The organism is Stenotrophomonas maltophilia (assembly GCF_013464915.1).
Taxonomy (GTDB): domain Bacteria; phylum Pseudomonadota; class Gammaproteobacteria; order Xanthomonadales; family Xanthomonadaceae; genus Stenotrophomonas; species Stenotrophomonas maltophilia_AT.
The window spans coordinates 1-23766 of sequence record NZ_RAVT01000011.1 but is presented as its reverse complement, the minus strand read 5'-3'; the positions used below and the strand labels follow the sequence as shown (position 1 = coordinate 23766).

Here is a 23766-nt window from a genome sequence, read left to right as displayed (position 1 = left end):
TTTGAGGACGCATGATCGAACTATCGCGCGGCCTTTCCTTCGTGCTCTACACCTACGAGGGAGGCCCTACGCGGTTCACCGTGCCGTTCCCGTACATCGCCCGCGAACACATCCGGGCGTTCGTCGGTGAACCGGACGCGGCCCGCGCTGTCTCCGTGTCGTGGGTGGACGCCAGCACCATCGAGATTCCGTCGCAGGATGGCGTGCTCGACGCACCCTACACTGTGACCATCCGGCGATTCACGCCGATTGACGCCCTCCTGGTCAACTACAAGGAAGGCGCAAACCTCCCGGCGCGCGACTTGTCCAAGTCGTTCCGCCAACTGCTGTACGCACACCAGGAACTCGCCGAGTTCGGTGGTGGCAGCGGCCTCCCCGGTGGCGGCCCCGGTAACCCCGGTGGCGACCCGGACCTCAACGCAATCATCGAGCAGCTCCTCCGCTCGCCAGCACTGCAAGACCTGCTGACCCGCATCGACCTTATCGACGTGAACGCCGAGGCGATCCTGGAGGAAATCATGCGCTCGCACGAGTTCTTCGACGTGCAGCGCGACTATGGCGACAAGATCAGCACGGCCACCCACGAGATCGGACTGCTGACCGAAGGCAACAAGGTCATCGCGCAGCAGATCATCGACCTGTTCGCGCGGGTGGACTACGGCGAGCAAAGTAGCCAGGCACGATTCCTGGAGGTCAATCGCGCCATCGCTGACGAGCGCTCCGCGCGCGTCGAGGCGATCACCGAGCTGCAAGGCCAGGTGGTCGAGAACGGCAAGACGATCTCCGCAGCGCTCAACCAGCGCATCGACGAGGTGGAGAGCACCACCGAAGCGGCGCGTGCGGCCACCGAGCAGCGCCTCGGCGCAGAGATCGAGGACAGCGCGGCGCAGGTCCGCACCGCGGTCATGGCCGAGGTTGACGCAACCAAGGCCCGCGTGTCCGACGTTGAGACGGCAGTAGTCCGCCACGGCGAGAACATCGCTGGCCTGGCCGAGACCACCGAAGCCCTGACGGACGCCGAGGGTGCCAACACGGCATTCCGACAGCAGATGGCGGCCAGCTACGGCGCGAACGTGCCGCAGGGGATTGCCAATGAGATCGACGGCCAGGTGTCGGCGGTTTCGGCCGCCTTCGAGCAGCGCATCGACACCGAAGCGTCCGCGCGCGAAGCCCTGGCTTCCCAGGTATCCACGCTGGAGACCAGCACCGCGCCGACGATCTTCTCGGACGCGCAGCCCTCCCCGCCCGCTGGCGGCTTCAAGGTTCCGACCTTTTGGGTCAAGACCGTGCAGACCGGCGCGTACCTGACGCAGATTTGGGATGGCACCGGCTGGCGCAAGGCCGACCTGGATGTCACCTCTCCGACCGGCGCGCTGGTGCAGCAGCTCAACACCACCAAGATCACCGCCGAGCAGGCACAGGCCATCGCGGCCACGCAGGTCCAGGCGTTCAAGGACGGCGACTTCGCCACCATCCGGCAGGAGTTCAACGTGGTCGCCGGGCAGCACTCCGGCATGTACGGTCAGTGGCAGGCCAACTACTCGGTCAAGATCAACGCGGGCACCATCAACGGCGTCCCCGTGGTCGCCGGTATCGCCCTCTCCGCCAACCCGCAGACCGGCAGCGACTTCATCGTCACCGCGGATCGCTTCGCCTTCGTCCACCCGCAGTACACCTCGGGCGGCACCTTGGCGAGCATCAAGTATCCGTTCGTGATCGGCACTGTCGGCGGCCAGTCCACCGTGGGCATCCAGGGTGCGCTGGTGGTGGACGGGACGATCACTGCGGACAAGATCAGGGTGAACTCCCTGGCCGCGCTCACGGCAAACGCAGGCACGATCAACGGCGGCACGTTCAAGACCCACACCCTCGACGGCAACGGCAACATCGTCAACGCTGCCGAGTTCCGCGTGGAAATCTCCAACCTCGGCGACTGGCCCCTGTGGGTCGGCTCCGGCGCGAAGAACGCCAACAACGCGGTGTTCTACGTGGACCGCAACGGCGGCGCGTTCTTCCGAGGCCGCGTCAATGCTCCCAACATCGTTGGGCAGTTCCAGTCGGCGACCGGCGTGTGGTGGACCGGGGCAACGAGCCTCTGCTACCAGGCGGGCAACAACTTCATCCCGCTCGGCGATTGGGTGGCGATCCACGAGTTCTGGCTCGGCGCTCCGGTGCTGGCTGGCGAGGGTCATACGCCCTCCGTGTCGGTGACCGTCACCGCGAACACGCGCGTCTACGGGCTGCACGTCATCTTGGAGGAGCTGCGCGACTCTGTGTGGGTCGTCATCGCCTCGCACGAGCCGCCGATGTACCGCGCGTTGATTCAGCAGATGGGCGGCGACGGCAACACCTTCACCGCGTCCAACTTCTACACCTACGAGCAGTCGGTGACGCTCTCGGCGTCCGGCGCATGGACAGGCGGTGCCCGCGCATTCCGCGTGCGGTGCCGCGCATCCAGCCCGCCTCCGCAGGTCCACGGCTACGACGCCCCGGCCTACCCGAACTACCTCATCACGTCGATTGGCGGCTTCGCCTTCGGCATCCGATAACCCTCAGAGAGAATCCAAGCACCGCATGAGCACTACCCCCGGCTACGTCTCCAACGCCGAGCTGGCCTCGCGCCTCTCGACGCTGGTAGACCGCTGGAACCGGCGCGAGAATCAGATGATCGCGCTGCTGACTCAGGAGGAAGGCACCGTCGTCGTGACGGACGGCCTGGGCAACAACCACACCCTCCCCTCGTTCCCGCAGCTCCAGAAGGACGTGGCCGGGCTGACCGACGAGCTGACCGGCTCGGTCGTGCAGGTGCGCGACCTGGTGTCCGTGGCAACCGGCATGGCGAACGCCGCACAGGCGTCCGCAGATGACGCCTCCGGCTTCGCCGACGCTGCCGAAGCATCCGCCGTGCGCGCTGCGGAATCCGCTGCGAGCATCGACGACGACGTGCAGGCCACCGCCGACGCGGCGACCTTCGCTGCTGCCAAGGCGGCCGAGGCTGCCGACAGCGCCACCGAGGCGGCAAGCTCCGCAGTGGACGCCGCCGCTTCGGCGACGGCCTCGGCCACCTCGGCGCTGGCTTCGGCTGGCTCTGCAAGCCAGGCGGGCACGTCGGCCACCGCAGCGGGTCAGGCGCGTTCGGACGCGCAGGCAGCGGCGACTGCTGCCGCCACGTCACGGGATCAGGCGCAGACTATCCTGGGCTATGCGACCGACGCGGCCGACCGCGCGGAAGCTGACGCCACCGCTGCCGCCGCATCGGCTGCCGCAGCCGCCGACAGCGCGACCGCCGCAGCGACCTCGGTCACCCAGGCAACCACCCAGGCCAACCGGGCGGAAGCCCAGGCGTCCGCTGCGGCGACCAAGGCTGGCGAGGCTGCTGGCTCGGCGACCACCGCGGCCGGTCATGCCTCCGCTGCGTCCGGCTCGGCGTCGGCTGCCTCGACCTCGGCGCAGACCGCATCGTCGGCCAAGACCGCTGCCGAGGCTGCCCGCGACAAGGCGAACCTGTACGCGAACGCCCCGCAGGGCACCGAGGTGTCGCCTGGCGAGTTCTCGGCGAAGCATTGGGCCGCCCAGGCGCAGGCTGCCGTCACCGGCTCGCTGGTCTACATGGGATCGTGGGATGCCAGCACTGGTGCGTTCCCGGCCAACCCGGTGAAGGGTCACTTCTACAAGGTGGTCGGCGAAGGCACTGTGGGCGACATCCACTGGCGCGTCGGCGACCAGGCGCTCTACGGCGCTACCTGGGAGAAGATCGACAACACCGATCAGGTAACCAGCGTCGCCGGGAAGCAGGGCGACGTGACCCTCGTGGCTGGCGACATCGGCGGGCTGGGCGCGCTGGCGACCCGCAACGACGTGGACTTCAACACCCACGTCACCGGCAAGCCGACGACCTACCCGCCGAGCACCCACACGCACACCAAGGCGCAGGTCGGCCTCGACAAGGTGGACAACACCGCCGACCTCGATAAGCCGATCAGCACCGCGACGCAGACGGCGCTCGACGGCAAGGCGGCGGCGTCCCACTCGCACACCATCGCCAACGTGACCGGCCTCCAGTCCGCGCTCGACGGCAAAGCGGCGGCGTCCCACTCGCACACCATCGCAAACGTAACCGGGCTGCAAGCGGCGCTCGACGGGAAGTCGGCAATCGGCCACACGCATACCGCTGCTGAGATCGCCAACGTCGTCAACGTGACCGACGATCAGTCCATCGGTGGCGTCAAGACGTTCGCCTCCGGGCAGATTCGTGCGCAGGGATTTGGCGGCGAGGCCACGTCCGGCGTCATGTACCTTGGGTCGTTGGATCGCTATGTCTACGTGCCGCCAGCTGCGAACTCGCTGGAGTTCCGATTCGGCGATGGTACGGGTGGCGTCGCGTCCCTCAACGCTGGCGGCACCGTCTGGACCTCAGCGAACTTCAACCCGGCAGGGAAGGCTGACTCGGGTCACACGCACACCATCGCCAATGTCAGCGGCCTACAGTCCGCACTCGACGGTAAGGCGAGCCTGGGCGGCGCGACCTTCACGGGACAGGTCACTCTGTCCTCCGCCTCCCCCCTGCGATTGACCGGCATGGGCGCAGCGGGAACCGTCTACATCCACGGAACCAACGGAGCAGGCGACGACGTGGCAAGCATTGCGCGAGCCAACGCCAACAGCTCCTACAACCTCTATTGGAACGGAATGGCCTGGGTCACCAGCCGTCTGACGGTCGGCGATCAAATTTACCTCAACGCTGGCTGGTTCCGTTCTCAGCAGGCTGGCACCGGCTGGTACTCGGAAGCGCACGGCGGTGGCATCTGGATGCAGGACAACAGCTGGGTGCGTACCTACGGCGGTAAGGGCTTCCTCGTCGCTGGCCCTGGAGGCAGCGGTGGCGACATTCGACTGGAGAGCTACTCGCCCACCATCACCTGCTACGACACCGACAACGGAACTACCCACTGGCTCCACTGCAACGACAACAACCACGGCTTCCTCGCAAGCAACTCGTTCGCATGGTGCGCCTACCGCGACGGCAGCAACAATTGGGTCGCCACGGGCAACATCGTCGCCTATGCGTCCGATGCGCGTCTCAAGAAGAACATCGTGGACGCCTCGGCCTCCAAGGTGGCCGACTTCTTCGACCGCTTCCGTGTACGCGAGTTCGATTGGGACGCCGAAGCTATCGCCGAGTTGAATCCCACGTTCCACCCGAGTGCGGAGCATGAGGTCGGCGGCATCGCGCAGGAGGCCGAGGAGGTCTACTCGTTGATGGTCGCCACGCACGCAAACGGCATCAAGACGATCCAGTGGGAGAAGGCTGTTCCCTTCCTGATCGCTGAGGTGCAGGCGCTGCGTAAGCGCGTCGCGGACCTTGGGGGAGGTGCCTGATGGCCCTCCCCGGCTCCGGCCCTATCTCCTGGGAAATGATCCGCGCCGAGTTTGGCGGCGGCTACCCGATCTACGCGGACCAGTATTACCGAGGACGTGGATTGGTGCCCGACGTTCCGGCCAACTACGGCGTCCCCACGAGCGGCCCGATCTACGCCTCGCAGTTCTACAACGCGGTCAAGGCGACGCCGTTCCAAGCATCGCTGTCGCCGAGCTACCTGATGGGTAACTGACCTCAGTCCACCAACGGCACGGTCAGCGAGTCGTTCAGCGTTTATTGCTCGGGCGGCACCGGCAACTACTCCGTGGTCTCCCGCTCCGTCACAGGCGGCGCGTCGATCTCCGGCAGCGGCCTCGGCGGCACTGTGACCGCCTCGGGGCGGAACACCTCCCGCATGGGGCAGTTCACTGTCGTCGTCACCGATGGCGTCACGCAGATCACCCTGACCGGCAACTACGAGTACAGCTTCGGTCGTCCGCTCTAACGCATCCACCACCTACAAGAGACCTAATGCACGATGAAGTGAAGCTGGTCGGCGCTCTCGCGGGCGTCGGCCTCATCGTGGGCATCGCAAAGATGCTCACGTCGAACGATCCGATCACCTGGAAGCAGGCGCTCGGCCGCGCAATCCTCTCTGGCGCTACCGGCCTTGCCGCTGGTGCCATCGTCATTTTCATCCCCGGCGTCTCCTTCGTCGCCCAGGTCGCGCTCGCGTGCATCCTGGCGTCGCTCGGCACGTCCGCGCTGGAGACCGTACTGAACCGCGTCGTCAACAAGTGACCGCCCCCAAGGATGCCTTGGAGCGACTGCACGCCGCAGTCGCGGACAAGCTCGCCGACACCATCGACTCGATGGAGTCGGACGCGAAGGGCCTGGCCTCGATCCTCAACGTGGCCCGGCAGTTTCTCAAGGACAACGGCATCGACGTTGCGGCCACGCCGCCCGGCTCACCGCTGGGCAAGCTGGCCGACAAGGTGTCCGAGTTCCCGTTCGATCCCGCTGAGGATGGGCGGCTGAACTGATGGAGGGCATGACGAGCCTCCACGTTCGTCACCCTTTCGAGGACTTCCGCAACTTCGCCTGGTACGTCTGGAAGGAGCTGGGGCTACCAAGCCCCACTCCGATCCAGTACGACATCTGCGAGTTCCTGAAAACCGGCCCGCGCCGTCGCGTCATCATGGCGTACCGCGGCGTCGGCAAGTCCTGGGTGACGGCCGCCTACGTCTGCTGGCTCCTCTGGAAAGACCCCCAGCACAAGATCATGGTGGTATCGGCATCGAAGGAACGCGCCGATGCGTTCTCGGTGTTCGTCAAGCGCCTGATCGAAACCCTGCCTGAGCTGCAACACCTGCGCCCGCGTCCCGACCAGCGCAACTCGAACCTGGCGTTCGATGTCGGCCCCGCGCAGCCCGATCAGTCGCCCTCGGTGAAGTCGGTCGGTATCAACGGCCAGCTCACCGGCTCCCGCGCCGACACCATCATCGCGGACGACATCGAAGTCCCGAAGAACTCCATGACCGTCGTGCAGCGCGAGAAGCTCGCCGAGCTGGTCAAGGAGTTCGATGCGGTGCTCAAGCCGGGCGGCGAGATCATCTACCTCGGCACTCCGCAGACCGAGGAGTCGCTCTACAACAAGCTGCCCGAGCGCGGCTACGTCATCCGCATCTGGCCTGCGCGCTACCCGAAGGACACCAAGCACCGCCAGGTGTACGGCGACCGCCTCGCGCCGATGATCGCCGATGCGTTCGACGCGAACCCCAAGCTCGCCTGGAAGAACTGCGAGAGCGTCCGCTTCTCCGATGAGGACTTGATGGAGCGCGAGGCGTCCTACGGACGCTCCGGCTTCATGCTCCAGTTCATGCTCGATGCGTCGCTGTCCGACGCCGAGAAGTACCCGCTCAAGCTGTCCGACCTGATCGTGATGGACGTGGACCGCGAGGTCGCTCCGATCCGCGTGGTCTACAGCAGCGGCCCGGAGTACATCGTCAGCGACATCCCGTCCGTGGGCTTCACCGGCGACCGCCTGTACCGGCCCATGTACCTCGCCTCGGAAATGGAGGAGTTCACCGGCAAGGTGCTCGCCATCGACCCCTCGGGCCGAGGCGGCGACGAAACCGGCTACGCGGTCGTCGGCATGCTTCGCGGCATGCTCTACGCGCGCCGTGCTGGTGCGACCAAGGGCGGCTACGACGACGACACGCTGGAGACCCTGGCGCACATCGCGCGCGCCGAGAAGGTCTCCGCAGTCCTCATTGAGGCCAACTTCGGCGACGGCATGTTCGCCAAGATGCTCTCCGGCGTCCTGGCGCGCGTGTACCCGTGCTCCATCGAGGAGGTGAAGCACTATGGCACCTCGAAGGAGAACCGAATCATCGACGTGCTGGAGCCGGTACTGAACCAGCATCGCCTGGTGGTCGATGCCTCGATCATCCGCGCCGATCAGAAGTCCGAGCAGAAGTACCAGCTGTTCTACCAGCTGACGCGCATCACGCGCGACCGCGGCGCACTGCGCCACGACGACCGCCTCGAAGCGCTGGCGATGGCCGTGAAGTATTGGGCCGACCAGCTCTCCCGAGACGTGTCCAAGGAGGAGCAGCGCTACCTGGAGGAGCTGCTCGACCGCGAGTACGCCTCCTTCATCCAGTCCGTGACCGGCCGCGTGCCGTCACCCGACAACTACCTCGACATCCTGTAGGAGACCCAATGTCCAACACGCTCGCTGCGTGGCTGATGGCGCTCGCCGCCGCTGCCCTGCTGTACCTGTTCCTGCGCCGCAAGAACGACGACGACAACGACGGCCCGAGCGCACCCGCGCCGGTAACGCCGTGCGACTGCAACCACGCTCCCTGCTGCCACACCCAGGGCGGCCAGTCGAACCCTTACGCCCCGGTGTGAGCCAGGCTGTCCAGCTCGCGCGCCCTCTGACGATGAAGTCGGAGGGTCTGCGCCTGGTGGCCTACCTGTGCCCCGCAGACAAGTGGACCATCGGCTACGGCCACACCGGCAGTGACGTGAAGCCCGGCCTCCGCATCACCGAGGAACGCGCTGTGGAGCTGCTGGAGGCTGACCTCTCCAAGGCCGCTACGGTCGTCCGTCGATACGTGCGCGTGCCCCTCAGCGCGCCGCAGGAAGCCGCTCTGATCGACTTCGTGTTCAACCTCGGCGAGGGCAACTTCGCCAGCTCCACCCTGCTCCGCGTGCTCAACGCGGGCGACTACGCGGCGGTGCCCGCACAGCTCCGCCGATGGACCAAGGGTCGCGTCAAGGGCGTGCTGACGGACCTGCCCGGCCTCATCGACCGCCGCGAGGCGGAAGTCAAACTCTGGAACTCCAAGTGACCATCAAGACCATCTACAACCGCGCCAGCGAGCGCCTGGTGCGCGCCTACGAGCGCGCCAAGGGGTACGTAGCGCTGCGCATTGCCCTCGCCTCGCAGTGGCTCCCGGAGCGCCTGCGCGAGACCTCCCGTCGCACCTACACCGGCTGGCTGTTCGTCGCCGTGTTCCTGGCGCTGCCCTACGTCGTCCTCGGCGGCCTGTGGGAGCACTTGCGGAATGCCGCGGAGCGCCTGTGGGATGACGTGAGCGACATCGAGTGGGCTGCGTTCACCCCGAGCTACTGGCGGGAGCACATCAAGCAGTGACCACGCTGGCCTTTGACGGCCGGCTCGTTGCTATCGACTCGCAGGTCACCGCTGGTGATCTGCGGTACGAGGAGGAGAAGTTCTACCGCACCACCGACACCACCGGGCGCGACCTGGTGGTGTTCGGCGCGGGCACCACTTCCCACATCCAGCGAGCCGTGCGCGAGCTGTCGGAGGGATTCGACGAACTGACCAAGGGCGAGTACACGATCCTCGTGGTCGGCCTGCGGGACAACCCGGTGGCCTTCTACCACGACGGTCTCCCTCTCGACCTCCGGCGCGACTTCCTCGTCGCCGGTAGTGGTGGTGCGATTGCCCTGGCCGCCATGAAGGCAGGCCACAACGCGACCGAAGCAGTCCTCATGGCCTGCTCGACGGACCTCTACAGCGGTCCACCGGTGCAGACCTACGACACTTTCAACAAGCGCTTCCTTAGAAAACGGACATGACTTAACGGCGCAAGGATGCGCCTAAACTGGAATCCCCATCTGACGCGTCCGTTCCAAGGCCCCCATGAGATCGTTTATGCGATACGGCTTTTGAAGAAAGGTAGCCCATTGGTGAATGGTGGGCAGTTGAGGATTGGGAAGCCCCGTGGCAAACATGTAGGGTATTCGATTCGACAAGAGACAGTCAGCGACCGACATGGAGCCACCATCCTCGATATGAATATCTAAGATTGCCGCGTGGAACACTTTTGCCGCCAGTTGGTCTAAAGCTTGCGCGGAGGAAGCAACAACCTCGACCTCATAGCCGAAATTCACCAGGATTTCCTGCAACATCTCTGACAGGTCGGGGTCATCTTCTAAGACCAGTAGCGACCCCAAGCAACCCTTACCGTTTACCCGCGAAGCCATCTGACACCTCCCATGCGTAGCGGCCCGTACCCTATAACTATTGAAGGGGAATATCGCGCTGATGATTTGCAGCGTCCTGAACTGTTCAGCTAGAGAGTCAAGTCGTCTTCCTTGAACCACCACATTACAGCCAAGGCGACGAACCATACGATCAAGGGTATTCCGACAAGGAACTGGAGTAACAGGTCTCTCATGTACTCGCATCCCGCCGACTCAGTAAGCGCGGAATCAAGGATACGCACCTGCTGCTCCACAACGCTTGGGGCGGTGTTATCGTCGTTAATAAGTCCGCGGCTTCTTTCCGCCACGGCGTCCGCATCTCGCATCTTTACATGTTGATACAGAGCCGGTACTCCCACAAGGATTACACAAGCCAGCGTGATCGAAGCCGCGAACCGGGTGAGGATGCTATTGAGCGATGCCATGTGGTCTTGATGAGCTGTCTAGGGCAAACGCCAAGTCTACCGGACCACACAGACCGTCATCTCCTAGGGGGCTTGACAGAGCTGTTATCATTAGATAGACCTAAGTATTACTATAGTGGGACTGTAGAGTTCTATTCATTGGTATTCACCACCAAGTAGAACTACAGTCCTCCTATGCACTCTTGGGGTGTTCCTCTGTCCTCCTTGGGTGCCACTGCGGCGGAACTCCCATGCACCGACTTCTCCTGATCCTGCTCATCGCGGGCGTCACGCCCATCAACCCGCTCCTGGCGATCCTCGCGTACAACCGAGGGATGACCTGGGCTGTGCCTGTGTGCGTCCTATGGGGACTTGGGTCGCTCGCCTGGTTCGCTGTCGTGGCAACGCGGAAGCGCTCCGGTGTGACTGAGGCTCCCTCCTCGCGCGACTGAGGGGGTCGAAACGTTTGCGGCAAATTTCCGAAGGGGTATCCAACTACTTGGAACCGCGCGATCCCCCCCCGTAGGGGGTCGCCCCCTGTAGCGCAAAGGCACGATGCGCCCCCCCTTCGCGTCACCTGCGGCGTCACCACCTCGGCTAACCTGCTGATTCCAAAGGTGAACCACCGGATTAGGTATCCAGTGCCTAGGCAATCCCATGCGATACCTGGGCAACCTGCGGACATCCGCGCTCAAACGTTCGCGCCCCTGTCTGTCCCTATCTGTCTTTTTGCCCTGACCGCCACGCGTCCACCTCGGCACCACCTCGGCACACCTGCCTACCACCTCGGCGCACCCTGCCCCAGCCTATGCCCACCTGCCGCCCACCACGGCCAGCCAATGCGCCGCCACGGCCCACGCAAGGCCCGCCACGGGCATCCCTACCGCCCCGCCTATAGAAGCTCCCCACGCGCGCGCTAGGCGCTCCCTGCGACCATCCAAAAATAGTTGCCATCGGGGTATTGACAGCCATGCGGGGATTGATCTAATCTATACCCGTCGCCAGCAGCACGGCGGCAGCGGAAAAGGCGGCGACAGACGTGCGACCGATGGATCGACAGCACCTAGAGCTTATCCCGCCAGCACTGAGGACTAGCCCCAAAGGCCCCTGAGCGCACCGCAGGTAACGTCCGGCTCAATCCTCCCACTACCGGGAGTGATTGACAAACCGGGAACAAACGGGCATAATGCCCACCATCGAACAACGGTCGCAGGGTGCGGTCGGGACAGTAGGAAAGGGGCAGGCAGGAGCGCCGCCCACGGCAGAACGCGGGGAGCTGGGAACACTAGCCGCGCCGGGAAGTGTAAGGGCCGATGAAGGCCGCCACGGATACCGGGTCACCGCCAGAAAGAGCGGGGCCATCTGTACGGGATTCCTAGGCGAGCTGGAGGCGCTCCCGGAAGCTGGCGACGGTCAGATTCCATGCCTTACAAGCATGAGTCTGACCGCCAAAGCGTCCCTACCGTTGTGATGGGGCGTTTTGGTGGTCCGATTCACTGGAGAGCAACCCATGACGATGATCCCGTTTGATATGACCGCCCGCGACTACTACGTGGCCGGTTGCATCCGCCGCGGCATCCGCGAGCACCGCGCCCGACTCAACGAGCGGGAGCGCCAGGCACACAAGAACCGCACCCAAGTTGCGCCTTGTCCATCCCCCGTTGTCATCTGATCCCCTTTCGTCAACCCGGTTTTCCACACCCCGCCGACGTGTGACGGCGGGTCTTTTTTGGAGCTACCATGAGCACCAATGGACCACTGGAGGACTTGCAAGTGCGCAAGCTCACCGCTGAGATTCGCAAGATCAACCGCGAGAGCGACAAGCTGATGATGGAGACCCGGTGGTATCCGCTGGTGGTCGCCACGGCCTTTGTGGCTGGCATCGTCACGCTGACCAAGCTGTTCCTCTAACAGCGCCCTACCCCAATCCCCCGAAGCCGCCGCAAGGCGGCTTTTTTGTTGCCCGGAGAAAGCTATGAACAAAATTCCTTCCGCCCTGATCGCCGCCGCTCTGCATGTGGCCCCCAAGAATGACGTTCGCTTCTACTTGAATGGCGTGCTGATTGAGTCGCACGCCGATGGTGCGATCATCGTTGCTACAGACGGCCACCGCATGCTTGTGGTGCGTACCAGCCTGCCGTGGGACATTGGCAAGATCATCGTGCCGCGCAATGCGTGCGAGCTGGTCGCCAAGATGAAGGGCGATGTCTATTTCAGCGCCGTGGGCGATGCCAGCCGGTTCAAGGCGGAGCGCGGAGGCCAGGCCATTGAGTTTGCTGCCGTTGATGGAACCTACCCGGACTGGCGTGCTGCGGTGTCCAAGCCGAACGAACTCAAGCTGTCCGGATTCGCGCCTGCCGTCCTCGAAGGCGTAGTGAAGGCGGCCGGTGTAATTTGCAAGGCATTCGGCGGCAAGGCCACTTCACTGATTCCGGTGACTGGCGGCGACGTGGCGGCCATGTTCGGTATTGGCGGCATCACCGATCCGAGCATCAGGTGCGCGTCTTTGATCGTCATGCCAATGCGCGACTCGTCATACCCGGAAGCCCTGTGCAGCGACGCGCTCCGCGCTTAACCCGAACCCATCAGCCGCCGCAAGGCGGCTTTTTTGTTGCCCGGAGAAAGCCATGAACCTCGACAACTACGCCCCCGAGAGCGCGAAGCGCATAGCCGTGGCGCTGGTGGATGCCGCCCTCGCCGCTGGTTACTCGCTCGGCGTCTACGACGGCGAAGAAACCACGGTGCGGCACAGCCGCGACCGGCAAGAAGTGTTGGAGGCCCTCGCCTCTACCGACCACGATCACCTGCGGTTCTACCGCCCGGACGCAACAAAGGCGGGGTTTGTGCTCCTGATTTGGGAGAACGGGGACGACGCCGCGAGCGACTGGAGCGACAACGACGAGACCAACGCGCTGGTGATGCCGGTGCTGCGCGGGCTGGGGGTGCTGTGATGGAACTGCGCACCTACGGAACCCGCAACGTGTTCCTGGCACAGCCGGGGCGCTATCACGAACAACTGGCGGCGACCGCGATGACGCCGCAGCAAGCCGAGGAGTTCGCCACCGTGGTCAACCGCGCAATCAGGGATACCGACTTCGACCCCATCGACCTCGCGCAGCTGGCGAGCGGGTGGACGTGGCCCGAGCCGATGAGCACCGCGCCGCTGGGCATTGAGGACTCCGAATTTCTTGTCGAGGTGGCGCGCATGCTGCACCGCCTCTGGCAGGAGGTCGGCGAGCAGTGGAGCGGCGTTTGGGCCTACGACATCGCCGACCCGCTGGGCGGGTGGCTGTCGAGGAACGGCATCAACCACGAGACCGCCGATGGCGTGGCCCGCGCCGAGCAGCAGGCCCGCGCATGGATCGCCGAGGGCATGGGAGCCGCGCGATGAGCTACCGCGAGGAGGACATCTTGTTCGAGACCGAAAAGGCATGGGTGCTGCGCAAGGGGCCGAACCATTTTGAGGTCTACAAAATCGGCCTCACCCACTCGACACGCCACGGCATTTTTCACAACATCCCCGGCGCACTGGATCGCGCCATCGAACACGCAAAGGGCCTGTCGCAATGAGCAATGACAACGAGCTGGCTGTACCTGCCGGTGACAAGCTGGTCACCCTGGGCGACCGATCGGTCTCCTACGGTCCCCGCCAAGAGTTCGACGGGAGCGTCGAGCCTTGCGCACCGATGGCCGCGCAGTTTTGGGGCGTCTACCGCTGGGCCGGTAAGGACCGCTGGTGGTGGATTGCCGACGTGGCCGACGAGGACACCGCCCGCGCAGTGGCCGCCGCCTACCTGCTGAACGTCAAGCCCGATTGGGCGCACTGACCGATAACCACCCCTGATCCCGAGGCCCGCCTAGTGCGGGCCTTCGCATTTCTGGAGCACACCATGCAAATATACGTTGCCTGCCTTGCCTCATATAACGCTGGCGTCCTGCACGGCGAGTGGATCAACTTGGAGGGACGCGACGCCGACGACGTGCGCGATGAGATTGCCCGCATCCTGCGCGAGTCGCCGCACCCGAACGTGACCGTTGATTGCCCGGATTGCGGCGGTACTGGAACCACATACGTCCCCCGAGTATTCGGCGGGGCGGAATGCACGGCGTGTGGCGGAAGCGGCAAGGTCGCCAGCGCCGAGGAGTGGGCCGTCCACGACTACGACGACGTGTTCGGGGATACCTGGGGCGAGCACCCCGACCTGGACAAGCTGTGCGCATTGCAAGAGCGGCTGGACGAGTTGCACAACGACACCGAACGCGCCGCCTACACGGCCTTCTGCGACCACGATGGCCTCGACGATGTGACCGTGGAGCAGTTCCACGAAGCCTACGCGGGCCAGTTCGATAGCTGGGCCGACTTTGCCGAGAACTATGTGGACGAATCGAGGCTTCTTCACGACGTGCCCGACGCCCTCTCCCGCTACTTCGACTACGAGAGCTATGGCCGCGACATTCGGCTCAACGGTGACGCGTTTGAGGTGAGCGGCTTCTACTTCTGGAGCCGCTAACGCCGCTTCCGCAAGACCCTGCGCCAATACAGGTATGTGCGATGCGCCGGCACCGAGCTAGTCCACACCCATACGACTAGGTGAAGGGCCGTAATGGCGACTTCTACGCGGGGGTCAATCATCGAATGGTCCTTGGGGTCGGGAGTGGCGATCACGCCCTTCAGCCCTAATCATAAGGCCAATCTCGATATTTGGCACTCATTGTTCCATTTGTAGCACTTGCATAACAGGAGACTTACATATGCGTAACGCAGATTTCACCGCAAACTCGACCCTGGTGATCGTCAACGTGGCCCTCCGCGTCCACCAGTTCGGCCCGTTCTTGGTATTCGAGCGGGAGGTTTTGGTCCTGCATGAACGGACCTACGAGGTGCCCGAATGATTCGGACCATCAATTTCGACCATAACGAGAAGCGCGGCGCTCTCCGCGCGATGCTCGGCCTACTCAACGAGCGCGTCCAGTTCTCGGTCGTCCCCGAGGACTGTGGCTGGCGGGTGTCGTATCCGGTCCCACCCGCGGCCCCAACGGAGACCCCGCGGCCATGACTTCACTGCACCAGTCGGGATCAATCTCTCCCGTGGTACTTGATTCCTACGGACGCGCCATCATTGTGGCCTGTAGTCTGCCCGACGGCAGCGTCATGCTGTCGGGCTGCGCATCCGCAGACGACCAGGGGGGCGTTCTCAGTCTATGAGTACGGTGAGACGGACAATAGCCAGCGCGGTAGTCCGCGTAGGGCAAGGACTGTTTTTTGCATCCGTGGTCGGGGCCATTGTGACCCTGGCGGCGATGCTGGCACTACCGTTCTTAAAACACTGAAACGTAAGACCTTTTTGTGGAGCGCAGCCGGGGGTGGCGGCGCATTACAACGCCGTGAGCAGGGGACAGGACGGCCCCTTCGCAGGGCAGAAGTACCTGGACCTGTTCGTGAAAGCCTTTGGATATGAGATCGGAATCGACCCCTCCCCCACGCCCTGGCAGCGTGGTTTCTGGATGGACAAAATTGGCAAGAATGCCATCAACATTGGCTTGGGCCTTGTAATCCTTACATTGCGGCTCCAAGATAGACCCTGATGGTTTCCCAAGGGGGAACCATCCCCTTACGGAAAATGAGCGCACCATGAATCTCTCGCAGAAAGAACTGACGGCCATTCTCACAACCGCACTGTCAGCCTTCCGGGAAGAGATCGACGAGGACATCACCGCCACCCGCATCCTCACCCTACTCGCCGTTGTGGACGAGCCGGGCATTCAGCAGGTGGACCTTGAGCGCGTCCTCGGCGGACTCTCTCCCTCCGCAGTGAGCCGCAATGTGCTCGACCTGTCGTCTATCAAGCGTAACCGCGAGCCGGGGCCTGACTTCCTGGAGCAGCGCCCTGATCCCGCCTACCGCAAGCGCAACCTGATCTTCCCGACGACCAAGGCGCTGCACTGGCTGGCTTCGCTCGCAGAACGTGTCAACCGCAAGGTGACGGCGCGCGTCGCAGCCGCCTAACCCCCAACACCCCGTTGTGCCCCGAGGCCCGCCTAGTGCGGGCCTTTTCATTTTTGGAGATACACATGGCCCTTCGCCTCAAAGGGACCGCGCCCAAGCCGGGTGCGCCCGATAAGCGCTACTACATGCTCGACGTGCAGGAGGGATACCGGCGCGTGCGCTTGTCCACCGGCACCCGCGACCGCGTGGCAGCCGAGCGCAAGGAGCAGGCGGTCCTCGACGCCCTGCGCGACGACCCCGACGTTTCCGAGGACGTGCTGCGCGAACTCATCCGGGGCAAGTCCCGGTCGGCGCAGATGGCCGTGGCGAAAGCCAAGGCCCGGCAGCGCACCCTCAAGGACGCGATGGATGACGCCCTGGACGACCGCAACTTTTGGGGCAAGCTCAAGTCCATCGAGACCGTCCGCACCAACTGCAAGATCGTCCAGGGCTTCCTGGGCGAGGACACGCCCATCAACGACATCACCCAGGCCGCAGTGGACGCGATGGTGACCAAGATGGAGGCCGAGGGAGCTGCTCCGGCGACCATCAACCGCAAGATGCACGCCCTGATGGCCGTCCTGCGCCGCGAGGCGAAGGCCGGGCGCATGCTGGCCGCCATCCCGGAGTACCGGCCGAGCGACGAGCGCGACAACGCGCGCCAGTTCACCCTGACCATTGAGGACGAGGAGCTGATCCTCTCCCGCGTGCTCGCGTGGGACATCCTGCCCGACCCCGAGTACGGCGGTCGGCCGCGGACGCGCGACGGTAAGGACTACCACGACCTGTTCGTGTTCCTGGCCGACGTGGGCTGCCGCCTGAGCCAGGCATTCAACCTGCGCTGGAGCGACCTGGTGGGAACCCCGCCGACCGCCGTTCGCTTCTGGCGTCACGGGGAACTGAAAGGCGGCCGGCAGCGCACCATCCCGTTGACCTCCCGCGCCTCGGAAGTGGTCCAGCGGCGGCGCAGGGCGGCAGGCAAGGAGCAGACCGGCCCCTTCTCCACGCTCAACAAGACCCGCGCCAACAAGCTCTGGAATCGTGCGCGAAAGGGGACGCATCTCGCCAAGGAGAAGGAGTGCGTGATCCACTCGCTGCGGCACACCTGCGCCACCCGGCTGCTGCTGGCGACCGGCAACATCAAGCTCGTGCAGGAGTGGCTGGGGCATCGGGACATCCGCACCACGTCGGAGACCTACGCGAAGGTGCTGGCCGAACAGGCGCTCATCGGCAAGTCTGCGCTGGAGCAATTGCGGGCTGCGCCGCAGGTGACGCCCACAGGTGACGTTCCGAGACGGGGATTGATTGCCAACGAGGGATTGTAGTACCAAAACTGACCGTCGCCAGCTTACTTTTCAGTAACTTAGCGACGGTAGTAAGAAAACAGTGGGGTGGCTGAGGGGATTCGAACCCCCGACCACCGGAATCACAATCCGGTACTCTAACCAACTGAGCTACAGCCACCACTGAAACTTTTGTTCCCTCGCCGATATCAGCTGGCGCTGGAACCTCAAACCTTTGCCTGGGGACTGTCACCGAAGTTCCGGTCCGCCGAAGCGAGTCCGATATTCTGGTGGAGTCTTTACGCTTTTGCAAGCACTTCTTCACATCCGCCGATGCGATCCCAGTGCCTCGCCGATGGCGCGCCCGACAGGAATCGAACCTGTAACCGCCGGCTTAGAAGGCCGGTGCTCTATCCAGTTGAGCTACGGGCGCCCGAACCGGAACGGCGTCCAATCCGACGTGATGTGGGATTGGTCGGGGTAGAGGGATTCGAACCCCCGACATCCTGCTCCCAAAGCAGGCGCGCTACCAGACTGCGCTATACCCCGGTCTTGCAATCCCCTCGGGCACAGGCCCGGGGAGCTGGTCATTGTGGCCAAGCGCATCATGAACTGTCAACGCGGGCGACCCGCACCCGAAGCCTGACACGGCACCACGTGCAACCATCGGCTATGCTCCCGGTCATCGGCCGGATGGCCGTCCAGCCCCTCATTCGCACGGAGAACACGCATGCGCAGCGGCAACCCGGCTCTTTCCGAGTCGACCTTCCTCGACCTCGCCAGTGGCTCGGTGGTGACCAGCCCCGACCAGGCCATGACCCTCAACGGCACCGTCAACAAGACCGGTTTCCTGCTGCTGCTGACAGTGTTGACGGCGGCCTTCGCCTGGAACCAGTCGATCGACGAATACGACCAGGTCATGGACGTGGCCAGGCTGTACGCCATGGGCGGCGCGATCGGCGGCCTGGTGCTGGCACTGGTCACCGTCTTCAAGAAGGAATGGTCCCCGGTCACCGCGCCGATGTACGCGCTGGTCGAGGGGCTTTTCCTCGGCGCCATCTCGGCCGTCTTCAACGCCAAGTTCCCAGGCATCGTGTTCCAGGCGGTGCTGCTGACCTTCGGCACCCTGTTCGCGCTGCTGATCGCCTACCGCAGCGGCGTGATCAAGGCCACCGAGAACTTCAAGATGGGCGTGGTCGCGGCAACCGGCGGTATCGCCCTGCTCTACCTGGCCTCGTTCGTGCTCGGCTTCTTCAACATCGACGTGCCGGTGATCCACGATTCCAGCTGGCTGGGTATCGCCTTCAGCCTGTTCGTGGTGGTCGTCGCCGCGCTGAACCTGGTGCTGGATTTCGACTTCATCGAAACCGGCGTGGCCCAGCGCGCGCCGAAGTACATGGAGTGGTATGGCGCATTCGGCCTGATGGTGACCCTGGTCTGGCTGTATGTGGAGTTCCTGCGCCTGCTGTCGAAGATCCAGCAGCGCTGAACCCCACCAGGTCGTAAACGACAAGCCGTGGTCCGCGAGGATCACGGCTTTTTTTTGGAACCCTGCCCCATGTCCTGCACCTTCCACAGCTACCGCCCGGCCGACGGCCACCGCCTGCCGCACGACCCGTTCAACGCCATCATCGGCCCACGCCCGATCGGCTGGATTTCCAGCTGCGACGCCGAAGGAACATTGAACCTGGCGCCGTACAGCTTCTTCAATGCGTTCAACTACACCCCGCCGATCATCGGTTTCTCCAGCCAGGGCCGCAAAGACTCGCTGCGCAACATCGAAGCGACCGGTGAGTTCGTCTGGAACCTGGCGACCTTCGACCTGGCCGAAGCGATGAACGAAAGCTGTCGTGCAGTCGGGCCGGAGGTCGACGAGTTCGCCCTGGCCGGGCTGATGCCACTGGCCTCCACGCAGGTCGCCCCACCCCGCGTGGCTCAGAGCCCGGTGAGCATGGAGTGCCGCTGCACCCAGATCGTGCGCCTGCGCGATGCTGCCGGGCAGGACACCAACGGCTGGCTGGTGCTGGGCGAAGTGGTCGCGGTGCACATCGACGCCCGTCTGCTGGTCGATGGCATCTACGACACCGCTGCCGCGGCGCCGATCCTGCGCGGCGGCGGCCCCGCCGATTACTTCCGCATCGGCGCCGGACAACGCTTCCGCATGTCCCGCCCGGCCTGAGCCTCAGGCTGCCGGCGCGCGCGCCAGCAGCGCCGGCAGCGACGAGGCCAGCAATGCGATGCCGGATGCGGTCAGCAGGCTCAGCACGACCTGCCGGAAGCGCGCCTCGCTGATACCGATGTAGACCCGCGCGCCCAGCAGGGTCGGCACCAGCATGGCCGGCGCCACGATGGCGAAGTACGGCAGCATCTGCCGCTCCACCAGGCCGCTGCCGACATAGGTGGCCATGGTCACCGCCAGCATGGCCAGGTTGAAGTTCTGGATGACCGCGCGCTGCTCGTCCTTGCCGAAGCCGCGCAGCGTGCTCCACAACGTCGGCACCGGCCCGGCGAAGCCACCGATGCCGCTGAGCACGCCACCGGCCATGCCGGCAATGGCGTCACCCACGCGCCCTCCGATGGTGATCGGCGGCAACGAGCGCGCCATCAGCATCACCGGGCACCACAGCGCCAGGAAGCCGCCCAGCAAAGCCTTGAACCAGTCCATGTCCAGCTGCGGCAGCACCATCACGCCCAGCGGAATGCCGGCCAGCCCACCCAGCACGAAGGGCAGCAGCAGGCGCAGGTTGAAGCCGCGGCGCACGGTGAACACCGCCACCAGCTGGCCGACCAGCGCGCCGAACACCGACAGTGCGGCCGCCAGTCGCGGCTCCAGCCCCCATGCCCAGAACGACATCGCCACCATGCCGAAGGCGAAACCCGACAGCCCCTGCACGAATCCGGCGACGATCGCGCCGAGCGCGACCAGCAGATACACCGACTCCATCACCACCTCGGTTGCAGCCGCGCGACTACCCTGCCGCGCCCACCTGTGCAGCGTAGTGCGCTGCGAGGTGCTCGACCAGCGCACGCACCTTGGGGGCCAGCGCACGCGCATGTGGATACAGCGCGAAGTAGCGTCGCTGCCCCGCATGCCAGGCCGGCAGCACACGGATCAAACGGCCGGCACGCAGGTCTTCCTGCACGGTCAGTGCGGTGAACAGGCTGATGCCCATTCCCGCCAGCGCGGCGGCATACAGCGCCGGCGTGGCATCTACGCGCAGGCGCTGGCCAGCCTCGATGTTCATGCAGGCACCACGCGGCCCCTGCAGCTGCCAGGGCAGCATCGACGGCGTGGGACTGAAGCCCAGCAGCGTGTGCTGCGCAAGGTCGGCCGCCTGCCGCGGCAGGCCGTGCCGGGCCAGATAGGATGGCGCGGCCACCAGGATGCGCGGGCAGCTGGCCAGTTCACGTGCGACCAGCTGGCTGTCCGGCAATGAAGCCGCAATGCGCAGGGCCAGGTCGAAACCACCGCCCACGACATCGACCAGCTGATCATCAGCCGACAGGTCCAGCGAGACCTGCGGGTAACGCTGCAGGAACGAGGGCATCCAGTGCGGCAACTCCTGGCTGGCCACCACCTGCGGCACGCTGATCCGCACTGAGCCACTGGGCTGGGCCTGTCCTGCACGCGCGCGGTCATCCGCCTCCTGCAGACGATCGAGCAGCGCACCGGCCTCCCGGTAGTAATCGCGTCCGGCTTCGGTCAGTGACAGCCGGCGGCTGTTTCGATCGAGCAGGCGCACCTGCAGGTGGTCTTCCAGTTGCCGCAGCTGCCGTGACATCGCCGAGTGGGTCGTGCCCAGGCGTTCGGCCGCAGCGGTGAAGCTGCCTGCGTCGACGATGGCGCGCAGCGCACGCAGGGCGGCGAAATGATCCATCAACGGGCAACTCCACCTGGCGGGGCCCACGGCATGCGGGCCCCGCCAGCTTATCAAGCGCCGTCGGCGGCCTTGCGCACTGGCAGCGCCAGGATTGCATCGGCACTCAGAACGTCACCGAAGGTGTCCTCGATCTGCGCCAGCGAGGCCTCGTGCAGCACGCGATGATCCATGCGCTGGCCGCCAGCCAGATCCAGATCACGACTGGCTGTCGCATCGGACGACACGATCACCCGGTAACCACGCGGTGCAGCGGCGGCATCGCGGGCGGCACCGGCCACGCAGGCATGGGTCTGCAGGCCGGTCACGATCAGCGTATCGACGCCGGCGTCCTTCAGCACGGCGTCCAGCACGGCAGCCGAGGCGCCTGCGAACACGCTCACGTTGTCCTTCTGCACCACGGTCTCGCCCTGGCGCGGCTGCAGGTCGTGATGGAAGGCGGCGTTGACGCTGCCCTGTGCGAACAACGGCGCGCCGGCCGGCAGCACGTGCTGCACGTGGATCACGCGGATGCCATGGGCGTCGGCGAACTGCACCACGCGCTTGGCCTGGCGCAGCGCGGCCACGCCGCCAGGGATGACCATGCGGCCTCCGGCAAAGCCCGGTGCGGCGCTGGCATCGAAATATTCGTTCTGGAAGTCGATCACCAGTACGGCGGTCTTCGCTGCATCCAGCGAGGCGGCGACAGGCGCGCCGGCCATGTGGCGGATGGTGGGATGGGACGGTTCGGCAGCCGCGACCGGGGCGGTGGCGGCCATGCCGATCAGGCTGGCCAGGCCGAAGGCGGAGAGGTTCATGGGAGGGCTCCTGTGCGGTGGATGTGGGGCACAGGATGCGGAGCGCAAGACGCACGAACCAGCCGCCTTGAATCACATGTTCTGTGCAAATTGCGCACAGACCACACCCGATAGAGCCTCCCATGGGTGGCTGCGCGCCACCAGCACCCGTCATCCACGCATGGCGTGGATCTACCCCGACGTAAACGCAACGGGGCGCCCGAAGGCGCCCCGCTGTCGATCCAACCGAGGTCGACCGGCCGCTTACAGGCGGCTGGCGATGGCCTGGGCAAAGCTCATGGTGGTACCGGTGCCGCCGAGGTCGCCGGTCAGCGAATCCTTGGCTTCCATCGTGGCGACGATGGCCTTGCGCAGGCGCTCGGCGTTTTCCGGCTGGCCGACGTGGTCCAGCATCTGCGCGGCTGCCAGCAGCAGCGCGCACGGATTGGCCTTGCCCTGGCCGGCGATGTCCGGCGCGGTGCCGTGCACGGCTTCGAAGATCGCCGCGTCCTTGCCGATGTTGGCACCCGGGGCCAGGCCCAGGCCGCCGACCAGACCAGCGCACAGATCGGAGATGATGTCGCCGAACAGGTTGGTGGTCACGATCACATCGAACTGTTCCGGACGCATCACCAGCTGCATGCAGCAGTTGTCGACGATCATTTCCTGGAACTCGATGTCCGGGTACTGCGCGGCCACTTCACGAGCGACATTCAGGAACAGGCCCGAGGTCGACTTGATGATGTTGGCCTTGTGGACGGCGGTGACCTTCTTGCGGCCAACGCTGCGGGCCAGCTCGAAGGCGTAGCGCACGATGCGCTCGGAGCCCTTGCGGGTGATGCGGGTGCCGGAGAAGGCGGTCTCGCCGTCGGCCGACACCTCCTGGCCTTCGGCCAGGTACGCACCCTCGGTGTTCTCACGAACGGTGATCAGGTCGACGTTGTCGAAACGCGACTTGGTGTTCGGGAAGGTGTGGGCCGGACGCACGTTGGCGTACAGGTCGAAGTGACGGCGCAGGCTGACGTTGATCGAGGTGAAGCCACCGCCGACCGGGGTGGTCAGCGGGCTCTTCAGCGCGACCTTGTTGCGCGCGATCGATTCCAGGGTCACCGCCGGCATCAGGTCGCCGTGCTTTTCCAGGGCCACCAGGCCGGCGTCGGCGTCTTCGTACTCCAGGCCAGCGTTCAGCTGGTCGAGCACGAACAGGGTGGCGTCCATGATTTCCGGGCCAATGCCGTCGCCGCGGATGACCGTAATTTTCTGCGTCATTGATCGATGTTCCGAACAGGGGGAAAAACGCCGTCCGGACGTGCCCGGAAACGCCGGCGCAAAGGAAGTTTCACCGGCAATTATGCCTGAGCCGGGGCCGAGGTCCCAAATAGACCATGGTCCCAGTGCCCGGCCCAGGCAGAATTGCCCGCGCATCCCACCTTATCCCCGCGCCTGTCGGCGCGCCCCCTTGAGCAAACCGCTCTGCGGTTTGCCCGCGCATCCCACCTTATCCCCGCGCCTGTCGGCGCGCCCCCWTGAGCAAACCGCTCTGCGGTTTGCCCGCGCAT

Annotated in this window: 28 protein-coding genes and 3 tRNA genes; 23 read left to right on the top strand and 8 right to left on the bottom strand. The window is 64.9% G+C overall.

Annotated elements, in window-relative coordinates; all coding sequences use genetic code 11:
* The first annotated feature begins 11 nt into the window (after window positions 1-11).
* The 10 genes from D7T59_RS03845 (at window position 12) to D7T59_RS03800 (ending at window position 9472) form a co-directional block, all read left to right on the top strand.
* Window positions 12-2549, top strand: coding sequence for a phage tail fiber domain-containing protein (locus D7T59_RS03845; RefSeq protein ID WP_005412396.1), 2538 nt, complete (start codon window positions 12-14; stop codon window positions 2547-2549).
* Window positions 2550-2574: 25 nt separating this feature from the next.
* Window positions 2575-5379, top strand: coding sequence for a tail fiber domain-containing protein (locus tag D7T59_RS03840; RefSeq protein ID WP_180851846.1), 2805 nt, complete (start codon window positions 2575-2577; stop codon window positions 5377-5379).
* Window positions 5379-5612 (top strand): hypothetical protein, encoded by a 234-nt coding sequence (locus D7T59_RS03835; protein WP_180851844.1) that lies wholly within the window; start codon window positions 5379-5381, stop codon window positions 5610-5612. Before D7T59_RS03840 ends, D7T59_RS03835 begins: the two co-directional genes overlap by 1 nt.
* Before the next feature lie 278 nt (window positions 5613-5890).
* Complete coding sequence (locus tag D7T59_RS03830) at window positions 5891-6160, top strand: phage holin family protein (RefSeq protein WP_005412393.1); 270 nt, start codon at window positions 5891-5893, stop codon at window positions 6158-6160.
* Window positions 6157-6402 (top strand): hypothetical protein, encoded by a 246-nt coding sequence (locus tag D7T59_RS03825; protein ID WP_032961803.1) that lies wholly within the window; start codon window positions 6157-6159, stop codon window positions 6400-6402. The genes D7T59_RS03830 and D7T59_RS03825 overlap by 4 nt, the downstream gene beginning before the upstream one ends.
* An 8-nt stretch (window positions 6403-6410) precedes the next feature.
* Complete coding sequence (gene terL, locus D7T59_RS03820) at window positions 6411-8075, top strand: phage terminase large subunit (RefSeq protein WP_223846474.1); 1665 nt, start codon at window positions 6411-6413, stop codon at window positions 8073-8075.
* A gap of 8 nt (window positions 8076-8083) precedes the next feature.
* Window positions 8084-8275 (top strand): LPXTG cell wall anchor domain-containing protein, encoded by a 192-nt coding sequence (locus tag D7T59_RS03815; RefSeq protein WP_049434054.1) that lies wholly within the window; start codon window positions 8084-8086, stop codon window positions 8273-8275.
* Entirely contained in the window at window positions 8272-8718 is a 447-nt protein-coding gene (locus D7T59_RS03810; RefSeq protein WP_049397868.1) for a lysozyme, read from the top strand. The genes D7T59_RS03815 and D7T59_RS03810 overlap by 4 nt, the downstream gene beginning before the upstream one ends.
* Window positions 8715-9023 (top strand): hypothetical protein, encoded by a 309-nt coding sequence (locus D7T59_RS03805; RefSeq protein WP_049397869.1) that lies wholly within the window; start codon window positions 8715-8717, stop codon window positions 9021-9023. The genes D7T59_RS03810 and D7T59_RS03805 overlap by 4 nt, the downstream gene beginning before the upstream one ends.
* Complete coding sequence (locus D7T59_RS03800; protein WP_004154560.1) at window positions 9020-9472, top strand: hypothetical protein; 453 nt, start codon at window positions 9020-9022, stop codon at window positions 9470-9472. The genes D7T59_RS03805 and D7T59_RS03800 overlap by 4 nt, the downstream gene beginning before the upstream one ends.
* Window positions 9473-9493: 21 nt before the next feature.
* On the opposite strand, the gene D7T59_RS03795 is transcribed toward D7T59_RS03800, so the two are convergent.
* On the bottom strand, window positions 9494-9880 hold the full coding sequence (locus D7T59_RS03795; RefSeq protein ID WP_049397870.1) for a response regulator: 387 nt from the start codon (window positions 9878-9880) through the stop codon (window positions 9494-9496).
* A 1914-nt stretch (window positions 9881-11794) separates the two neighbouring features.
* On the opposite strand from D7T59_RS03795, the gene D7T59_RS03790 reads away from it, so the two are divergent.
* The 11 genes from D7T59_RS03790 (at window position 11795) to D7T59_RS03740 (ending at window position 17595) form a co-directional block, all read left to right on the top strand.
* Complete coding sequence (locus D7T59_RS03790) at window positions 11795-11956, top strand: hypothetical protein (protein ID WP_154267699.1); 162 nt, start codon at window positions 11795-11797, stop codon at window positions 11954-11956.
* Between the two features lie 68 nt (window positions 11957-12024).
* Window positions 12025-12195, top strand: coding sequence for a hypothetical protein (locus tag D7T59_RS03785; RefSeq protein ID WP_004154558.1), 171 nt, complete (start codon window positions 12025-12027; stop codon window positions 12193-12195).
* 64 nt (window positions 12196-12259) lie between these two features.
* On the top strand, window positions 12260-12859 hold the full coding sequence (locus tag D7T59_RS03780; protein WP_005412385.1) for a DNA polymerase III subunit beta family protein: 600 nt from the start codon (window positions 12260-12262) through the stop codon (window positions 12857-12859).
* A 52-nt stretch (window positions 12860-12911) separates the two neighbouring features.
* Window positions 12912-13235 (top strand): hypothetical protein, encoded by a 324-nt coding sequence (locus D7T59_RS03775; RefSeq protein WP_005412384.1) that lies wholly within the window; start codon window positions 12912-12914, stop codon window positions 13233-13235.
* Window positions 13235-13675, top strand: a complete 441-nt coding sequence (locus D7T59_RS03770; protein WP_005412383.1) for a hypothetical protein — start codon at window positions 13235-13237, stop codon at window positions 13673-13675. The genes D7T59_RS03775 and D7T59_RS03770 overlap by 1 nt, the downstream gene beginning before the upstream one ends.
* Window positions 13672-13854: a hypothetical protein gene (locus tag D7T59_RS03765; protein ID WP_032961794.1), complete on the top strand. Its 183-nt coding sequence runs from the start codon at window positions 13672-13674 to the stop codon at window positions 13852-13854. The genes D7T59_RS03770 and D7T59_RS03765 overlap by 4 nt, the downstream gene beginning before the upstream one ends.
* On the top strand, window positions 13851-14111 hold the full coding sequence (locus D7T59_RS03760) for a hypothetical protein (protein ID WP_032961791.1): 261 nt from the start codon (window positions 13851-13853) through the stop codon (window positions 14109-14111). Before D7T59_RS03765 ends, D7T59_RS03760 begins: the two co-directional genes overlap by 4 nt.
* 63 nt (window positions 14112-14174) lie before the next feature.
* Window positions 14175-14795, top strand: coding sequence for an antirestriction protein ArdA (locus D7T59_RS03755; RefSeq protein WP_180851842.1), 621 nt, complete (start codon window positions 14175-14177; stop codon window positions 14793-14795).
* Between the two features lie 241 nt (window positions 14796-15036).
* Complete coding sequence (locus tag D7T59_RS03750; RefSeq protein ID WP_005412379.1) at window positions 15037-15177, top strand: hypothetical protein; 141 nt, start codon at window positions 15037-15039, stop codon at window positions 15175-15177.
* A gap of 739 nt (window positions 15178-15916) precedes the next feature.
* A complete protein-coding gene (locus D7T59_RS03745; protein WP_005412378.1) occupies window positions 15917-16291 on the top strand; it encodes a helix-turn-helix domain-containing protein in 375 nt (124 codons plus the stop codon).
* 65 nt (window positions 16292-16356) lie between these two features.
* A complete protein-coding gene (locus tag D7T59_RS03740; protein ID WP_180851841.1) occupies window positions 16357-17595 on the top strand; it encodes a tyrosine-type recombinase/integrase in 1239 nt (412 codons plus the stop codon).
* Window positions 17596-17657: 62 nt separating this feature from the next.
* Here the strand turns inward: D7T59_RS03740 and D7T59_RS03735 are convergent.
* The 3 genes from D7T59_RS03735 to D7T59_RS03725 form a co-directional block, all read right to left on the bottom strand.
* Window positions 17658-17734 (bottom strand) — tRNA-His (locus tag D7T59_RS03735).
* A 175-nt stretch (window positions 17735-17909) separates the two neighbouring features.
* Window positions 17910-17986 (bottom strand) — tRNA-Arg (locus tag D7T59_RS03730).
* A gap of 39 nt (window positions 17987-18025) precedes the next feature.
* Window positions 18026-18102 (bottom strand) — tRNA-Pro (locus D7T59_RS03725).
* 181 nt (window positions 18103-18283) lie between these two features.
* On the opposite strand from D7T59_RS03725, the gene D7T59_RS03720 reads away from it, so the two are divergent.
* Together D7T59_RS03720 and D7T59_RS03715 are read left to right on the top strand one after the other, a co-directional pair.
* Complete coding sequence (locus tag D7T59_RS03720) at window positions 18284-19042, top strand: Bax inhibitor-1/YccA family protein (protein WP_164137471.1); 759 nt, start codon at window positions 18284-18286, stop codon at window positions 19040-19042.
* A gap of 69 nt (window positions 19043-19111) precedes the next feature.
* Complete coding sequence (locus D7T59_RS03715) at window positions 19112-19732, top strand: flavin reductase family protein (protein WP_180851839.1); 621 nt, start codon at window positions 19112-19114, stop codon at window positions 19730-19732.
* A 3-nt stretch (window positions 19733-19735) separates the two neighbouring features.
* Here D7T59_RS03715 and D7T59_RS03710 read toward each other — a convergent pair whose 3' ends face one another.
* From D7T59_RS03710 to D7T59_RS03695, 4 genes are all read right to left on the bottom strand, one after another.
* The gene (locus tag D7T59_RS03710; RefSeq protein ID WP_180851838.1) at window positions 19736-20497 is read right to left on the bottom strand and encodes a sulfite exporter TauE/SafE family protein; all 762 of its coding nucleotides are present in this window, start codon (window positions 20495-20497) and stop codon (window positions 19736-19738) included.
* A gap of 25 nt (window positions 20498-20522) precedes the next feature.
* Window positions 20523-21431 carry a LysR family transcriptional regulator gene (locus D7T59_RS03705; protein ID WP_180851837.1) on the bottom strand — a complete coding sequence of 303 codons (909 nt, stop codon included), beginning with the start codon at window positions 21429-21431 and terminating at the stop codon, window positions 20523-20525.
* A 53-nt stretch (window positions 21432-21484) separates the two neighbouring features.
* Window positions 21485-22228 (bottom strand): cysteine hydrolase family protein, encoded by a 744-nt coding sequence (locus D7T59_RS03700; protein WP_180851835.1) that lies wholly within the window; start codon window positions 22226-22228, stop codon window positions 21485-21487.
* A 243-nt stretch (window positions 22229-22471) separates the two neighbouring features.
* Window positions 22472-23476: an isocitrate dehydrogenase gene (locus D7T59_RS03695; RefSeq protein WP_164137476.1), complete on the bottom strand. Its 1005-nt coding sequence runs from the start codon at window positions 23474-23476 to the stop codon at window positions 22472-22474.
* Window positions 23477-23766: the final 290 nt, after the last annotated feature.

Bases quoted from the DNA above. Each gene is read 5' to 3' on its own strand.
- D7T59_RS03845 (WP_005412396.1), top strand. From the start codon at position 12: ATGATCGAACTATCGCGCGGCCTTTCCTTCGTGCTCTACACCTACGAG.
- D7T59_RS03840 (WP_180851846.1), top strand. From the start codon at position 2,575: ATGAGCACTACCCCCGGCTACGTCTCCAACGCCGAGCTGGCCTCGCGC.
- D7T59_RS03835 (WP_180851844.1), top strand. From the start codon at position 5,379: ATGGCCCTCCCCGGCTCCGGCCCTATCTCCTGGGAAATGATCCGCGCC.
- D7T59_RS03830 (WP_005412393.1), top strand. From the start codon at position 5,891: ATGCACGATGAAGTGAAGCTGGTCGGCGCTCTCGCGGGCGTCGGCCTC.
- terL (WP_223846474.1), top strand. From the start codon at position 6,411: ATGACGAGCCTCCACGTTCGTCACCCTTTCGAGGACTTCCGCAACTTC.
- D7T59_RS03815 (WP_049434054.1), top strand. From the start codon at position 8,084: ATGTCCAACACGCTCGCTGCGTGGCTGATGGCGCTCGCCGCCGCTGCC.
- D7T59_RS03795 (WP_049397870.1), bottom strand. From the start codon at position 9,880: ATGGCTTCGCGGGTAAACGGTAAGGGTTGCTTGGGGTCGCTACTGGTC.
- D7T59_RS03790 (WP_154267699.1), top strand. From the start codon at position 11,795: ATGACGATGATCCCGTTTGATATGACCGCCCGCGACTACTACGTGGCC.
- D7T59_RS03785 (WP_004154558.1), top strand. From the start codon at position 12,025: ATGAGCACCAATGGACCACTGGAGGACTTGCAAGTGCGCAAGCTCACC.
- D7T59_RS03780 (WP_005412385.1), top strand. From the start codon at position 12,260: ATGAACAAAATTCCTTCCGCCCTGATCGCCGCCGCTCTGCATGTGGCC.
- D7T59_RS03775 (WP_005412384.1), top strand. From the start codon at position 12,912: ATGAACCTCGACAACTACGCCCCCGAGAGCGCGAAGCGCATAGCCGTG.
- D7T59_RS03770 (WP_005412383.1), top strand. From the start codon at position 13,235: ATGGAACTGCGCACCTACGGAACCCGCAACGTGTTCCTGGCACAGCCG.
- D7T59_RS03765 (WP_032961794.1), top strand. From the start codon at position 13,672: ATGAGCTACCGCGAGGAGGACATCTTGTTCGAGACCGAAAAGGCATGG.
- D7T59_RS03760 (WP_032961791.1), top strand. From the start codon at position 13,851: ATGAGCAATGACAACGAGCTGGCTGTACCTGCCGGTGACAAGCTGGTC.
- D7T59_RS03755 (WP_180851842.1), top strand. From the start codon at position 14,175: ATGCAAATATACGTTGCCTGCCTTGCCTCATATAACGCTGGCGTCCTG.
- D7T59_RS03750 (WP_005412379.1), top strand. From the start codon at position 15,037: ATGCGTAACGCAGATTTCACCGCAAACTCGACCCTGGTGATCGTCAAC.
- D7T59_RS03745 (WP_005412378.1), top strand. From the start codon at position 15,917: ATGAATCTCTCGCAGAAAGAACTGACGGCCATTCTCACAACCGCACTG.
- D7T59_RS03740 (WP_180851841.1), top strand. From the start codon at position 16,357: ATGGCCCTTCGCCTCAAAGGGACCGCGCCCAAGCCGGGTGCGCCCGAT.
- D7T59_RS03720 (WP_164137471.1), top strand. From the start codon at position 18,284: ATGCGCAGCGGCAACCCGGCTCTTTCCGAGTCGACCTTCCTCGACCTC.
- D7T59_RS03715 (WP_180851839.1), top strand. From the start codon at position 19,112: ATGTCCTGCACCTTCCACAGCTACCGCCCGGCCGACGGCCACCGCCTG.
- D7T59_RS03710 (WP_180851838.1), bottom strand. From the start codon at position 20,497: ATGGAGTCGGTGTATCTGCTGGTCGCGCTCGGCGCGATCGTCGCCGGA.
- D7T59_RS03705 (WP_180851837.1), bottom strand. From the start codon at position 21,431: ATGGATCATTTCGCCGCCCTGCGTGCGCTGCGCGCCATCGTCGACGCA.
- D7T59_RS03700 (WP_180851835.1), bottom strand. From the start codon at position 22,228: ATGAACCTCTCCGCCTTCGGCCTGGCCAGCCTGATCGGCATGGCCGCC.
- D7T59_RS03695 (WP_164137476.1), bottom strand. From the start codon at position 23,476: ATGACGCAGAAAATTACGGTCATCCGCGGCGACGGCATTGGCCCGGAA.